The sequence below is a fragment of the Mucilaginibacter terrigena genome, from assembly GCF_004168255.1.
Taxonomy (GTDB): domain Bacteria; phylum Bacteroidota; class Bacteroidia; order Sphingobacteriales; family Sphingobacteriaceae; genus Mucilaginibacter; species Mucilaginibacter terrigena.
In genome coordinates this window covers 44084-56214 of the sequence record NZ_SEWG01000009.1, presented here as the reverse complement: position 1 = coordinate 56214, position 12131 = coordinate 44084, and the positions used below count along the sequence as shown (strand labels likewise).

Sequence of the window (12131 nt, the reverse complement as noted above, 5' to 3'; positions counted from 1 at the left end):
CTGTTTTACTTTACAGTATAACGGAATATATACCTGCCCAGGTTACCATCAGCATCCATACCCTCAATGGTTGCGCGATAATTGCCCTTGCCATCCGAGTTGAAATATTCAAACGAGGTTGCGCCTGTTTTATCAGTTTTTATTTTAGGGCTCCAGAAAACAGTGCTCCGCAGGTCGCCGCCAAAGGCTCCTTGTTTAAGTGGGTCATACTTTGGCGAATAAAACTCGCGCGGGATGCTGTAGCCTTGTGCATTGTAAGTAAGCAGGTTGCCTTTTGGCAACATATCCTGCAACTGGGCAAAGGTTATCTTTGATGTTTGTATTTTACGGGTGATGATGGATATGATCCCGTCCGACTGGTAATTTTGGTTGATACTACTAAGCCCATCACTTTTAAAAACCTCTATAGTTTCTACATCCGCGCCCCGCAAACTACCCAGGTAGCTGTAGTCAACCGGTTTGCCGTTTACAAATATCTGTATTGGCATACGGTTAGTGTTAGACATGTTTTTTGTGAAGTACAAAAGGTTCTCGTCTACACTAACACCCAACAGCATTGATGGGAGGCATTGGAAAAGATTGTTGCATTCTTTAAAGCGCTCGCCCGATAGGGCCTGGTCTGCCATGGCAGGTAAGGCCGATAAGGTGCCATAATCGGTATGGCTGGGCTTTTTAACCAGCGATGTGGATTTAATAACAACTTCTTTAAGTATGTGTAAGTTTTCGTATTGCCGCTTACTGTTTATCAGCAGGGTTTTTAGCGAACTATCGATATTTGCTACTTCATCCAAAGCATTTATATTTTTGGTAGCAGGCTGATAGCTGTCGCCGGTTACAGATATCATCAGGTTGCGGCTGTTTGGGTTGTTACGCGCGCTTATAACTACCTGCGACGAGTCGGGGAAGCTTAGCTTGGGAAATTTAAAGTTACCCGTCATGTCTGTCATCGTTTCGGCGTAGATCTTTTTACCGGGGATCTGCAGGCGCAAATTACCTTTAGCCATTGGCATGCCTGTATTGTTACGCAGCATACCCACAATTTCGAGGCCCTGCTGTTCGGGGTACAGGTATATCTGCGGGTACTTTGCGGTTAAAATATTACGGTACGATATGCGGCGGTAGCCTTGCGTAAGCATTAAAATATCAAGGTTTGCATCGGCATTAGCATCTTTGCTTATAAAGTAGTAGTTGGGTTTTTCTACATATCCCTTTATCTCGGATGTAAGCAGCAGGTTAGTCATGATGGTAGTTTCGGCATTTTCATCATACGGAACCTTTGATTCGTCGATAACCGATACCGAAAACTCGCCCTCAACCGGGAGGGTGTTATTTTTTGCCGATAACGATAATTTAACCTTTTGCCTTGTTGAAAAGGCTTTACGATCGGCAGTAAGCGAAAGGTTAAGCATATCGTTACGCTTTATAAATACAATACGTTCGCTAAGGGCGATACCGCGTTCGCTAAAAAGTGTTAACTGTATAATACCCGTAGGGAATTTACTTTTTGGGATGGTTGCACTGTAGCTTTGGTTATCTAAGGTGGTTTGCGCCGCAAAATAAATTATGCCTGCGTTTTGGGCTATGATGTAATAACCTTTTCCCTGGTTTGCTTTAAAATACGGGTCGTTTGCCGATAGCTTTACATTAAGGTTTTCCGGGTCGTTGTTATACACAGCAAGGGTAATGCCTGCTGGTTTAATGCGGGGCATATCATAAGTCGTTTTAACACCGTCGGGAAATGTAATATTGGCTTTGTATGTTTTGCCATCCTCGGGCAGCATGGCAAATACCCCCATCCCTAAGTGCTGCGATTCCAGGTTTGCTATTACCGTACCTGTATTATCGGTAATCGTGCCTTTTACGTCGAGGCCCAGGCCGTTTGCACTAACAGCTTTAAAGGCAACTTTCGACCGCACACCCAGTGTAAGCTCGCCACCTTCGGGAAAAAACTGAACATCACGCTCGGCGGTGGCGGCTGTAAGCGGGAATTTGTTTAATGATTCTTTACGGTTACCCAGTTCTATCGTAGTTGTTAAGAGCGCGTTTTTTAACGATACGTTGGCATTTTCGTTTAAAACTATGCTGAGCACGCCGTTTTGGTTGGTTGTGCCTTTTCCTTTGCTTATTTCGTCGCCGGTTGCGTTGGTTACGCTCCAGTTTACTTTTTTGCCTGCAAGTACATCGCCGGGCTGTTTATAGGTAATTGCGGCGCTTACCTTTGGCTGGCCGGCTACACTGCTAAAAGCTATATCGGTGTTAACGGCATCTTGTATGGCATTGCCAATGGTTATATTCTTATTATAAAAGTAATCCGAATCAAAATTACGCATCCATGCGGTGTACGCCCTTAAATGGTAGTTGCCTTGTTTGTAGTTTCCGGGCGCAAGTATAATATCGCCATGTGCAACACCATTTACAACCGGCAGCTTAACCAATTGTACAATTGAATCCTGGTTGCTGATATCTACATATACAATACTGCTTAAGGTAGTGGGCAAATGCTTGTCGACGGTTACATAAGCTTTAAACCAGATGGTATCGCCGGCGCTATAGTAAGGCTTATCTAAATGCAGGTAAACTTTTTCGATAGGGAAACTAAGGGCGTATTTAGCGGTTTTGGCAATAATGGTATTTAAGCTAACCGTATCCCTTTGTGCAAATGCCGGGGCTGTTAAACACGAAATAAACGATATGATCAACGCGAATTTTTTCAGGCTCATATGATAATTAAGTAGCGTGGCTAATATAAACATTTAGCCTTAGTGCATGTTAAATGCTTTTGGTTTTAACATTTCGTTAACTTTTTAGATTAATGAAAATATCTGTTAAAGGTATCCAATAAACGATTTTTTAAAAAATGTATTATTGTAATTTACATGCTACAAAATAAAAGCACATGCCTACAGAAATAGAAAGAAAGTTTTTAGTTGATCATGCTAAATGGGCGGCTGTTACCAAACCCGTGGGTACGGTATATAAGCAGGGTTATATTTTAAGTGAAGAAAAGCGTACCGTAAGGATACGTGTTGCGGGCGATGCCGCCTACATTACGCTTAAAGGTGCATCAGCAGGCATTAGCCGCAGCGAGTATGAGTATAAAATACCGGTGAGCGAGGGAGAGGAGATACTGGATAATTTTGCTGCCTCATTAATACAAAAAACGCGTTATAATATTGAACACGCCGGGAACACCTGGGAAATAGATGTTTTTACCGGGGATAATACCGGGCTTATTTTGGCCGAGATAGAACTGCAGCACGAAGACGAACCCTTTGAAAAACCTTTATGGGCAGGGCAGGAGGTTAGCCACGATAACCGGTACACTAACGCCAGTCTGTCGGTGTATCCATACAATATCTGGAAACAGGCATAAAAAAAACCTGCCTTTATGGGGCAGGTTTTTATTGGCATTTAATATTATTTACCAGCCAGAACCTTTTTTAGCGTTACCGTTTTTAACGTGCTCTTCTGCTGTAGCTTTGCCCATTATCGCTGCCATTTTGTTACCTTCTGCATCTTTACCTGTAGCTATGTACCTGCCAGATTTAATGTCGATAACAGGATCGATCATTGGAACATTCTTAGTTTTTGTTTTTACTGAATACGCGGTGATTCCTGAAGCTGCCATGTTTAGTTTTTTTAAGTTTTTTAATTGTAACTGGATTAATTGTGTTTTGTTTTTATTATCTGTCAGTTTGTTTACGCACCCTAACAGGTAATGTTTTTAATAATGAAGGCAATATATGTATTTATACTTAACTAACAAATTATACAAAAGGTGATTTTTTTGCACATATTAACGAATAAATTTCCGAATGCACAGATTTACTGTTAAAGCGGGAGTTATGTTGATATATAATAAGGTATCGAACTTTTTTCTGGTCCCGGTGTTTAATTATCACATCAACATATAAAAACTATGAAACCATACACAATAATAAGTATATGCGCACTGGCGCTGGCTTCGTGCACCGGCAATGGGAACAAGAACGCTGATACCACTAAAATGGCCGCAGCTGATACGGCTGACGGAGGGCTAACCGCCCCCGCCCAGGATATGGAATATTGCTTTATACGTACCGAGGGCACAAGCAACCAGGATACAACGGCAGTTCATTTACTTGTAAAGGCAGGAAAAGTTACCGGCGAAATGCAATGGATCCCCAAAGAAAAGGATGCGCGTAAAGGGACTTTAGATGGGACTATAACAGGTAATGATATAAAGGCAGTGTGGACTTTTATGCAGGAGGGAATGAAAGATACGCTTTCGGTTGATCTGCAGCTATCGGCACAGCAGCTTTTACAAAAACCATTTAAGGTAACCGGCGAAGGGCGGCAGGTAACGGATGGGGCCGCGGGTTATACTATAATATATAAGCTTGATAATTGCAGTAAATTTAAAACTGCTGCAAAACCAGCTTTATAAAAAATTGAGTATTGATACACTTGCATAATGCCTCGTTATTTAACGGGGCATTTTTATTTATGTTGATGTCGATAACTGAGATTAGTCGGCAGTGGCGATGTCGGATTTTGGGGCAGCGGTATTTTTAACAGATGTTGTTAAGGCGTCCTGGTTAAGTTTGGTATCTGCTTTAGTAGTATTAGATGTAGTAAGCGAAAACGCCGTTACTGCCGATGTTAATACTAATGCTGCTGCTATGATTATCTTTTTCATGTACGGGTACTTATTAAGCTTTGTAAAACGATGTTTAGTCGGCTGTCGCGATATCTGACTTTGGTGCTGATGATGGGCTTACCACGGTAACGTTTGCGCGCTCTGCGCTTATTTTAGCGGCTTCGGTGTTATTGTCAGCCCTGGTAGTAAGCGAAAATGCGGTTATTGCAGATGTTAGTACTAATGCTGCTGCTATAATTATCTTTTTCATGTATAGTTTTTGTGTGGTTAGTATATAATTGATAACAATAATTAGTCTGCAGTGCCTACGTCTTTTTTGTTATCGGCGGTACCAACATCTTTTTTATTATCAGCGGTGCCCACATCCTTTTTGTTATCAGCAGTACCAACATCTTTTTTGTTATCGGCGGTACCTACGTCTTTTTTGTTTGAGAAAGCCTGTGCGTTAACCGTGGTTGATAATGCGCCTGTGCTGAATATGATTGCTGCTGCTATGATTAATTTTTTCATGATCGTTATTTGTAAAGGGGGTTTGTATTTGATTGATATAGTTGTAATGATTAATTAGTCTGCAGTGCCTACGTCTTTTTTGTTATCAGCAGTACCAACATCTTTTTTGTTATCGGCAGTGCCTACGTCCTTTTTGTTATCAGCAGTACCTACATCTTTTTTATTATCGGCTGTACCAACGTCTTTTTTGTTTGAGAAAGCCTGTGCGTTAACCGTGGTTGATAATGCGCCTGTGCTTAATATGATTGCTGCTGCTATGATTAATTTTTTCATGATCGTTATTTGTAAATGGGGGTGTGTTTTGTGTTAATTGATAAATGTGTGGTAATGATTAGTCTGCAGTGCCTACGTCTTTTTTGTTATCAGCGGTACCAACATCTTTTTTGTTATCAGCAGTGCCTACGTCTTTTTTATTATCGGCAGTGCCAACATCTTTTTTGTTTTTAGCATCGGCGGTGCCAACATCTTTTTTGTTTGTGAAGGTTGACGCGTTAACTGTGGTTGCTGTTAAAGTGCCGAATATGATTGCTGCTGCTATGATGAATTTTTTCATGATCGTTATTTGTGGAAGTGTTTATATTTTGCGTTAATTGATATCTGTGATTGTTAATTAGTCTGCGGTGCCTACGTCTTTTTTGTTATCGGCGGTACCAACATCTTTTTTATTATCAGCAGTGCCTACGTCTTTTTTATTATCGGCGGTACCAACATCTTTTTTGTTATCGGCAGTGCCAACGTCTTTTTTATTAGAGGTAACTGTGTTGTGGTTAACAGTTAAAGTTGCTGCTGATAATGCGCCTGTGCTTAAAACTAATGCTACTGCTACGATGAATTTTTTCATGATTGTATTTGGTGGAAATTTTTATGTTTTATGTTAATTGTTATCTATGGTTATGATTATTAGTCGGCAGTACCAACATCTTTTTTGTTGGCAGTTGTGCTTCTGTCAAGTGTTGCGGTTGGTGTAACAGATTTTTCTTTGGTGCATGATGGTAAAATGCCTGCGCTTAATACTAATAGTGCTGCTACTGCTATAATTGATTTTCTCATGTTTGTAATTTTTAATCAGGGGTTGTTATTATGTTTTATTTGAATTAGATAATTAATCGGCAGTGCCAATGTCTTTTTTAAACGTTGCCGGGCCTGGTTCAAAAGTGGCTGCAGGCTTTATAGTTACTTGTTTTGTGTAAGATGGTAATACTGCTGTTGCAAGTATTAATGCTGCTGCGATGATTATCTTTTTCATGTTTGGTGTTTTTTGATATCAGGGATATTTTGGATGGGTTAATTAGTCGGCAGTACCAATGTCTTTTTTAAATGTCATGGTGCTTTGCTCAATTGTGGCTACCGGTTTTACAGTTACCTGTTTGGTGTACGATGGTAAAATGCCTGTTGTTAAAATGAGTGCTGCTGCGATAATTAACTTTTTCATATTGTGTTTATTTAAAATTCTTTTTGTTGTTGTAATGTATTATTAATCTGCTGTTCCAATGTCTTTTCTGATACCTGTGGTTGCTTTTAAAAATATATCCATTGTAATGCGTACGCTATTTTGTTTAACACACGAGGATAGTAGCAATCCACTTATCAGCACCAGGTAAGCAAACACGTTTTTCTTCATTTTTAGCACGGTCAATTCTCTATTTTTATTTAGCCTTTAAGCAATTTTTAATTATTCAACTATTTACAATAGTTTAACAATTTTATTGTAACTATTGGTTAATAATACTAACATATTTTACCGATTATTGTTTTTTGCAATAATATGTTAATAACCGTGTAACTTATTAACACTCAGTAAATTAACAACACAAATATAATTATGTTTTTTAATTATCACGCAATAATGAAAAAAAAATTTTCTTGCTGTTTTTTATTAAATTTAACCCGGTAAAACATACTATGTAATTATTTTATAACTTTCACCATTATATAACGTATAGAGCCGTAATGAATAGAATTTTTACTCTTCTTGTTTTAGTTTTTGTTTGTACAACTGTATGCGCGAAGGGTAATGATGATGTAACAGCACAGGATACAAATGAGGTAATTAAGCTAAATAAGCAAGCTTATGACAATCGTTTAACAAGCCCCGACCAAACTGTTGCCTATGCCACCAAGGCTTTGGATATTGCAGAAAAGGCGGGGTACGATAAGGGAATTGGCGAAGCATACCGTGTTAGGGGTATCGGTAAATACTATTTAAACCAGGCAAGCTCGGCCATTCATGATTATTTACAGGCCCTTTCTTATTTCTCCAAAATTAAAGACCTGCGAAGCGAGGCGAAAGTTTATAACAATATAGGCAACTTATATCTTGATAATAACTACGCCAACTCGTTAGATTATTTGAATAAATCGTTAGCTATTGCCCTTAAATTGGCCGATAAACAATTAATAGGCTCGTTATACTTAAATATTGGCAACGTTTATTATCGTAAAAAGAGTTTTAACCAGGCTTTAAATTATTATGATAAAGGGAACGAAATTTTTGTTTCGATTAAAGATTCGGTAAACCTGATACAGGCGCTGCAAAACCGCGGGGTAATTTATTTTAACCTTAACCAGTACGATATTGCCGAAAAGTTGCTGCTGGCTGCAAACAAAGCCGCCAAAGAACGCGACCTGAATAAACCTGTTGCCAGTACAAACCTTACGCTTGCATCGTTATATATTGCGCAAAAAAGGTTTGATGATGCTGAAAAGATTGTGAGGGAAGGGCAGGCCTATTCAAAGGCTGTAAAAGATGAGAAGCTGGAGTCTGACTACGCCTATACCACTTACCAGCTGGAGGCCAAACGCAAAAACTACGAGCGGGCTTTGTATTACCTGCAAATGATCTTCAGGCAGGATAGTACTATTTACACCTCAAACGAATCCACACAGATAAACATGCTGCAGGAGCAATATAAACAACAGGCCAGGCAGCGCGAAAACGAACAAACCATATTAAGGCAGCAAAACGATCGTATAAAGTTTTGGGCGGTTACAGTGGTGGCAGGTTTGCTGTTAGTGGTAATAGCACTATTAATAAGCAATGTTAAACGTAAAACGGTAACCAATACTAAACTTACCGAATTGAACGAGGAGGTATCGCGGCAAAAGGATAACCTTGATCGTGTAAACCATCACCTTGAAGAAATTATTGACGAACGCACCAAGGATCTGCAGATAAAGAATAAAAAACTTTCTGAGTATTCATCCTACCTCTCGCACCAGATACGCGGGCCTATAGCCACGCTTCGTGGGTTAATGAATCTGGAGAAAGAAGGGCTTGTTGACGAAAAAGAATGTATTAATATGATGGATAAGTGCGTATCAGATATTGATCAGAAAATTATTGAGATGAGCGAAATGCTAAACGATACCACCAAAAACGTATTTTAATTAATTTCTTCTCAGCCCGGATAGGTGCTATGGATCTGCGCCTCAAACAATCCTAAGTAAATACAATACCTCGATATCATTTGCAGGATAAGCAGTTGCCTGTGCCTTTTATAACCCTCTGTTTCAAAGGCCAGGGTCTCGTTACCGGCTGTAACAAAAAACCTTACCTCGCCTTTACGTGGCTGCAGGTGCGATCTGAACAAACCCGACGCCTTAACTTTTAATTTGCTTCGCCTGTCGTGTATCGTTCCGTCTTTTGGCAAGCCGGCGTTCGAAATGGATATCATGTAATTTGACATAGATAGTAGTATTGTACCTATGTTATTGCAATTTTAAATCCAAACAGGTGATTTATAAAAGAATGGGATGCTTTTAAATGCAAAAGGGTAATAAAGCGATCTTTATTATCATTTCTATTAATTAATTAAGAATAACTTAAAATAATTAAATCAAAGTGAATAAAAATCGGCTTACTACCGCTTTAAAAAAGGACTATCTGTTGTATTTATTGAACAGTTAAGCCAACAAATTTATATAGCTACATGGTTTTTGTTCAGCAATTCTTCATAAAGCAAAATAACTTTACGTTGCAGATTAGTTATTTCAACTTCCCTGTCAACAAGTTTTTTCTGAATGATGCTCAGGCTCAGGTCTTGTGTGCTGGGCTCCTCTGTATATTCAAGCGAAAGCAGGTTAACCACACTTACCTCAAAAATATTTGCGATCTGCTCAAGTCGCGATAAGTTAATATCAGTAACACCTGTTTCAATTTTTGAAAAGGCAGGGATAGAAATACCCAACCGGTTTGCAACATCTTCCTGGCTCCAGCCATGTTCATGGCGAAGGGTACGGATGTTTTTACCAGCCGATTTATTGGTTTTCTTTTTTATGGTTTCGCTCATCATGTACATAATAATAGTTAATTAAGGGAAAAGGGTACTAACTATTAACCAAACCCAGTGCCACATATTAAATACGCCTTAATTAAGCGTAATTAACAAATAGTTAATGTTTGTTGTGGGGATTGTGGAATTTGTTCTACAAATAGTGGGAATTAAATGTTACTCCACCCCACTAATTATACTCAGTTTTGCAAATTTAAGAAGCAGTTGTTTCTGGCCTATTTCTTTAAAAAAAATGGTTGCTTTTACATCAGGCTTGTTACCCTCAAGGGTTAGTACTTTGCCAAAACCAAAGCGCTCGTGTTCTACCTGCATCCCTACCTGCAGGTTTGATGTATCGGATGGTTTAAAGCCCGGCGATGGCACGTGGGCTTTGGCCAGTATCGACGTTGTTTTAACCGGCGCCGCGGCAGCCGCCTTGGGTTTCGAAAAGGTGTCGGCCTTTCTGCTCCAGGCGTTTCGCTCATCATCAAAAGAGCCGCCGGCTGATACCGGTTTAGCTGTAAAATCCAGATCCAGGTACTTAGCATCTATCTCATCTAAAAAGCGGCTTGGCTCGCAACTTATCAGCGTACCAAACTTAAAGCGCGATGTGGCGTAGCTAATGGTCAGCTTATATTCGGCACGGGTAATGGCCACGTAAAACAGGCGGCGTTCCTCTTCCAGGTCGCTGCGCGAGTTAAGCGACATTTGCGACGGGAACAGGTTTTCTTCGAGCCCCACAATGTGTACCTGCGGAAACTCCAGCCCCTTGGAGGAGTGGATGGTCATTAACGATACCGTATCGGCATCTTTGTCTTTATCCTTATCGTCGTTGGTTAATAAAGCCACATCCTGCATAAAAACATCCAGGCCTTTTTCTTCGATATCCTCCCGTTCCGAGAATTCTTTTATCCCGTTCAGCAATTCCTGGATATTTTCGTAACGGTTAAGTCCTTCAACAGATTTATCCTCATACAGATCCTTAAGCAAACCGGAGTGCTGGGCAATGTGCAGCGCCGCTTCGTAAGCGCTTTGGTTTTTGGTGATCACCTGGAAGCTTTGGATCATGGCCGCAAAAGCGAATAAAGATGCCGGCGCTTTCTCTACATAACGGTTTGCCTCTATGATCACCTCAAAGGGCGTGATACTGTTTTTATCGGCCGCGACTATAATGCGGTCAACTGTGGTATCCCCAATGCCACGTTTTGGGTAGTTGATAACCCGTTTTAATGCTTCCTCATCGTTAGGGTTAAATGTAAGGCGGAAGTAAGCGATAAGATCCTTGATCTCCTTACGTTGATAGAACGATAGGCCGCCGTAAATTTTATAGGGGATACCATTCTTACGCAAAGCCTCTTCCATAGAGCGCGACTGTGCGTTGGTGCGGTACAGGATAGCGAAATCGTGCCATTTAAGGCCGTTTGAGCTGCGCTGGAACATAATGGCATCGGCAACAAGCTTGCCTTCCTCGTTATCGCTAAAGGCGCGCATTACCTTTATTTTATCGCCGTTTTCCTTTTCCGAAAAAACATGTTTTTTAAGCTGCTCTTTATTATTGGCTATTACGCTGTTGGCAACATTTACAATGTTTTGGGTAGAGCGATAGTTTTGCTCCAGTTTAAATATCTTAAGGTCGGGGTAATCCTTCTCAAAGTTCAGGATGTTTTGGATATTGGCCCCGCGGAACGCGTAGATACTTTGCGCGTCATCGCCCACCACGCAAATATTTTCGCTGACCGCGGCAAGGGTTTTAACTATTTTGTATTGTGAATGGTTTGTATCTTGATACTCATCCACCATAATGTATTTAAATTTGTGTTGATATTTATTTCTAACATCCGGGTGATCTCTCAGTAACTCATTTGTTTTAAAAAGGAGATCATCAAAATCCATGGCCCCGGCTCTATAACAACGTTGTACATAAGTTTCATAAATTTTCCCAAGCAAAGGGCGTTTTGATGAATCATCATCTGCTTGTATTTGTGGATTGTTTTGATAATCAACCGGAGAAACCAAGCTGCTTTTTGCTGCTGAAATACGATTTAATACGGAATTTACACTATAAAGCTTATCATCAAGCTGCATTTCTTTCAAAATAGCGCGCAGTACACTTTTACTATCATCAGTATCGTAAATTGTGAAGTTGCTTGGGTAGCCGATTTTGTTTGCTTCTACACGCAATATTTTTGCAAATACGGAGTGGAAAGTACCCATCCATATGTTTTTGGCTTCAGGACCAACCATTTTGTTGATACGCTCGCGCATTTCGCGGGCGGCCTTGTTGGTAAATGTAAGCACCAGTATATTAAAGCTATCTACCCCGTTGCGTATAAGGTGCGCAACCCTGAAAGTAATAACGCGTGTTTTGCCCGACCCCGCGCCGGCAATGATCATTACCGGGCCTTTTGTTTGCAGTACGGCGGCTTTTTGTTCGGGGTTCAACCCTTCTAAATAATCCAAATCCTGTTCCTCTTTTCTTGTACCGCGAAATTAGTGTTTTGCACGGGAAAGCTAAATAAATTGGTAAAGCAATTTTTCCACGTAGTACTGTTTTGTTAACGATTGCTGCTTAGCTGTTTAGTTAGGTAATAGTTTGGGATGAAAAGGTGATGAATATTTATCCCATTGCCGTCGCTCGGCTCCTGCCGGGTGACCACTATTATACGGCGTCCCGCCGCAGTTGTTTGTATAAGGCGGCCGGAGACCTTATA

18 protein-coding genes are annotated in these 12131 nt (G+C 40.4%); 3 read left to right on the top strand and 15 right to left on the bottom strand.

What is annotated here, in order from left to right:
• Positions 1–5 precede the first annotated feature (5 nt).
• Positions 6–2720: a carboxypeptidase regulatory-like domain-containing protein gene (locus tag EWM62_RS17890; protein WP_129878046.1), complete on the bottom strand. Its 2715-nt coding sequence runs from the start codon at positions 2718–2720 to the stop codon at positions 6–8.
• A 176-nt stretch (positions 2721–2896) separates the two neighbouring features.
• On the opposite strand from EWM62_RS17890, the gene EWM62_RS17885 reads away from it, so the two are divergent.
• Positions 2897–3373, top strand: coding sequence for a CYTH domain-containing protein (locus EWM62_RS17885; RefSeq protein ID WP_129878045.1), 477 nt, complete (start codon positions 2897–2899; stop codon positions 3371–3373).
• 48 nt (positions 3374–3421) lie between these two features.
• Here the strand turns inward: EWM62_RS17885 and EWM62_RS17880 are convergent, their stop codons facing one another.
• Positions 3422–3628 carry a hypothetical protein gene (locus EWM62_RS17880; RefSeq protein WP_129878044.1) on the bottom strand — a complete coding sequence of 69 codons (207 nt, stop codon included), beginning with the start codon at positions 3626–3628 and terminating at the stop codon, positions 3422–3424.
• Between the two features lie 291 nt (positions 3629–3919).
• Here EWM62_RS17880 and EWM62_RS17875 point away from each other — a divergent pair, with 291 nt between their 5' ends.
• Complete coding sequence (locus tag EWM62_RS17875) at positions 3920–4426, top strand: hypothetical protein (RefSeq protein ID WP_129878043.1); 507 nt, start codon at positions 3920–3922, stop codon at positions 4424–4426.
• Positions 4427–4507: 81 nt separating this feature from the next.
• Here the strand turns inward: EWM62_RS17875 and EWM62_RS19400 are convergent, their stop codons facing one another.
• From EWM62_RS19400 to EWM62_RS19375, 10 genes are read right to left on the bottom strand one after another with little or no spacing between them, the layout of a single operon-like run.
• Entirely contained in the window at positions 4508–4678 is a 171-nt protein-coding gene (locus EWM62_RS19400) for a hypothetical protein (protein ID WP_162499873.1), read from the bottom strand.
• Between the two features lie 34 nt (positions 4679–4712).
• The gene (locus tag EWM62_RS19395) at positions 4713–4889 is read right to left on the bottom strand and encodes a hypothetical protein (protein WP_162499872.1); all 177 of its coding nucleotides are present in this window, start codon (positions 4887–4889) and stop codon (positions 4713–4715) included.
• Between the two features lie 41 nt (positions 4890–4930).
• On the bottom strand, positions 4931–5149 hold the full coding sequence (locus EWM62_RS17870; RefSeq protein ID WP_129878042.1) for a hypothetical protein: 219 nt from the start codon (positions 5147–5149) through the stop codon (positions 4931–4933).
• Between the two features lie 54 nt (positions 5150–5203).
• On the bottom strand, positions 5204–5422 hold the full coding sequence (locus EWM62_RS17865) for a hypothetical protein (RefSeq protein WP_129878041.1): 219 nt from the start codon (positions 5420–5422) through the stop codon (positions 5204–5206).
• Between the two features lie 58 nt (positions 5423–5480).
• A complete protein-coding gene (locus EWM62_RS17860) occupies positions 5481–5702 on the bottom strand; it encodes a hypothetical protein (RefSeq protein WP_129878040.1) in 222 nt (73 codons plus the stop codon).
• A gap of 57 nt (positions 5703–5759) precedes the next feature.
• Positions 5760–5990 carry a hypothetical protein gene (locus EWM62_RS17855; RefSeq protein ID WP_129878039.1) on the bottom strand — a complete coding sequence of 77 codons (231 nt, stop codon included), beginning with the start codon at positions 5988–5990 and terminating at the stop codon, positions 5760–5762.
• A gap of 59 nt (positions 5991–6049) precedes the next feature.
• The gene (locus EWM62_RS19390; protein WP_162499871.1) at positions 6050–6199 is read right to left on the bottom strand and encodes a hypothetical protein; all 150 of its coding nucleotides are present in this window, start codon (positions 6197–6199) and stop codon (positions 6050–6052) included.
• A 52-nt stretch (positions 6200–6251) separates the two neighbouring features.
• On the bottom strand, positions 6252–6395 hold the full coding sequence (locus tag EWM62_RS19385) for a hypothetical protein (RefSeq protein ID WP_162499870.1): 144 nt from the start codon (positions 6393–6395) through the stop codon (positions 6252–6254).
• 42 nt (positions 6396–6437) lie between these two features.
• Positions 6438–6581 (bottom strand): hypothetical protein, encoded by a 144-nt coding sequence (locus EWM62_RS19380; protein ID WP_162499869.1) that lies wholly within the window; start codon positions 6579–6581, stop codon positions 6438–6440.
• A 42-nt stretch (positions 6582–6623) separates the two neighbouring features.
• On the bottom strand, positions 6624–6770 hold the full coding sequence (locus tag EWM62_RS19375) for a hypothetical protein (RefSeq protein ID WP_162499868.1): 147 nt from the start codon (positions 6768–6770) through the stop codon (positions 6624–6626).
• Between the two features lie 329 nt (positions 6771–7099).
• Between EWM62_RS19375 and EWM62_RS17850 the strand changes: the two genes are divergently transcribed.
• Positions 7100–8536: a tetratricopeptide repeat protein gene (locus EWM62_RS17850; protein ID WP_129878038.1), complete on the top strand. Its 1437-nt coding sequence runs from the start codon at positions 7100–7102 to the stop codon at positions 8534–8536.
• 11 nt (positions 8537–8547) lie between these two features.
• Here the strand turns inward: EWM62_RS17850 and EWM62_RS17845 are convergent, their stop codons facing one another.
• The 3 genes from EWM62_RS17845 to EWM62_RS17835 all read right to left on the bottom strand — a co-directional run bounded on the left by EWM62_RS17845 (position 8548) and on the right by EWM62_RS17835 (position 11880).
• Positions 8548–8835, bottom strand: coding sequence for a hypothetical protein (locus EWM62_RS17845; RefSeq protein WP_129878037.1), 288 nt, complete (start codon positions 8833–8835; stop codon positions 8548–8550).
• A gap of 231 nt (positions 8836–9066) precedes the next feature.
• Positions 9067–9438: a helix-turn-helix domain-containing protein gene (locus EWM62_RS17840; protein ID WP_129878036.1), complete on the bottom strand. Its 372-nt coding sequence runs from the start codon at positions 9436–9438 to the stop codon at positions 9067–9069.
• A 159-nt stretch (positions 9439–9597) separates the two neighbouring features.
• Positions 9598–11880, bottom strand: coding sequence for an ATP-dependent helicase (locus EWM62_RS17835; protein WP_129878035.1), 2283 nt, complete (start codon positions 11878–11880; stop codon positions 9598–9600).
• Positions 11881–12131: the final 251 nt, after the last annotated feature.

Excerpts from the sequence above, each read along its gene's own strand:
- EWM62_RS17840 (WP_129878036.1), bottom strand. The coding sequence starts at position 9,438 with ATGAGCGAAACCATAAAAAAGAAAACCAATAAATCGGCTGGTAAAAAC.
- EWM62_RS19400 (WP_162499873.1), bottom strand. The coding sequence starts at position 4,678 with ATGAAAAAGATAATCATAGCAGCAGCATTAGTATTAACATCGGCAGTA.
- EWM62_RS17870 (WP_129878042.1), bottom strand. The coding sequence starts at position 5,149 with ATGAAAAAATTAATCATAGCAGCAGCAATCATATTCAGCACAGGCGCA.
- EWM62_RS19380 (WP_162499869.1), bottom strand. The coding sequence starts at position 6,581 with ATGAAAAAGTTAATTATCGCAGCAGCACTCATTTTAACAACAGGCATT.
- EWM62_RS17865 (WP_129878041.1), bottom strand. The coding sequence starts at position 5,422 with ATGAAAAAATTAATCATAGCAGCAGCAATCATATTAAGCACAGGCGCA.
- EWM62_RS17880 (WP_129878044.1), bottom strand. The coding sequence starts at position 3,628 with ATGGCAGCTTCAGGAATCACCGCGTATTCAGTAAAAACAAAAACTAAG.
- EWM62_RS19395 (WP_162499872.1), bottom strand. The coding sequence starts at position 4,889 with ATGAAAAAGATAATTATAGCAGCAGCATTAGTACTAACATCTGCAATA.
- EWM62_RS17850 (WP_129878038.1), top strand. The coding sequence starts at position 7,100 with ATGAATAGAATTTTTACTCTTCTTGTTTTAGTTTTTGTTTGTACAACT.
- EWM62_RS17845 (WP_129878037.1), bottom strand. The coding sequence starts at position 8,835 with ATGTCAAATTACATGATATCCATTTCGAACGCCGGCTTGCCAAAAGAC.
- EWM62_RS17855 (WP_129878039.1), bottom strand. The coding sequence starts at position 5,990 with ATGAAAAAATTCATCGTAGCAGTAGCATTAGTTTTAAGCACAGGCGCA.
- EWM62_RS17860 (WP_129878040.1), bottom strand. The coding sequence starts at position 5,702 with ATGAAAAAATTCATCATAGCAGCAGCAATCATATTCGGCACTTTAACA.
- EWM62_RS19390 (WP_162499871.1), bottom strand. The coding sequence starts at position 6,199 with ATGAGAAAATCAATTATAGCAGTAGCAGCACTATTAGTATTAAGCGCA.
- EWM62_RS17885 (WP_129878045.1), top strand. The coding sequence starts at position 2,897 with ATGCCTACAGAAATAGAAAGAAAGTTTTTAGTTGATCATGCTAAATGG.
- EWM62_RS17875 (WP_129878043.1), top strand. The coding sequence starts at position 3,920 with ATGAAACCATACACAATAATAAGTATATGCGCACTGGCGCTGGCTTCG.
- EWM62_RS19375 (WP_162499868.1), bottom strand. The coding sequence starts at position 6,770 with ATGAAGAAAAACGTGTTTGCTTACCTGGTGCTGATAAGTGGATTGCTA.
- EWM62_RS19385 (WP_162499870.1), bottom strand. The coding sequence starts at position 6,395 with ATGAAAAAGATAATCATCGCAGCAGCATTAATACTTGCAACAGCAGTA.
- EWM62_RS17890 (WP_129878046.1), bottom strand. The coding sequence starts at position 2,720 with ATGAGCCTGAAAAAATTCGCGTTGATCATATCGTTTATTTCGTGTTTA.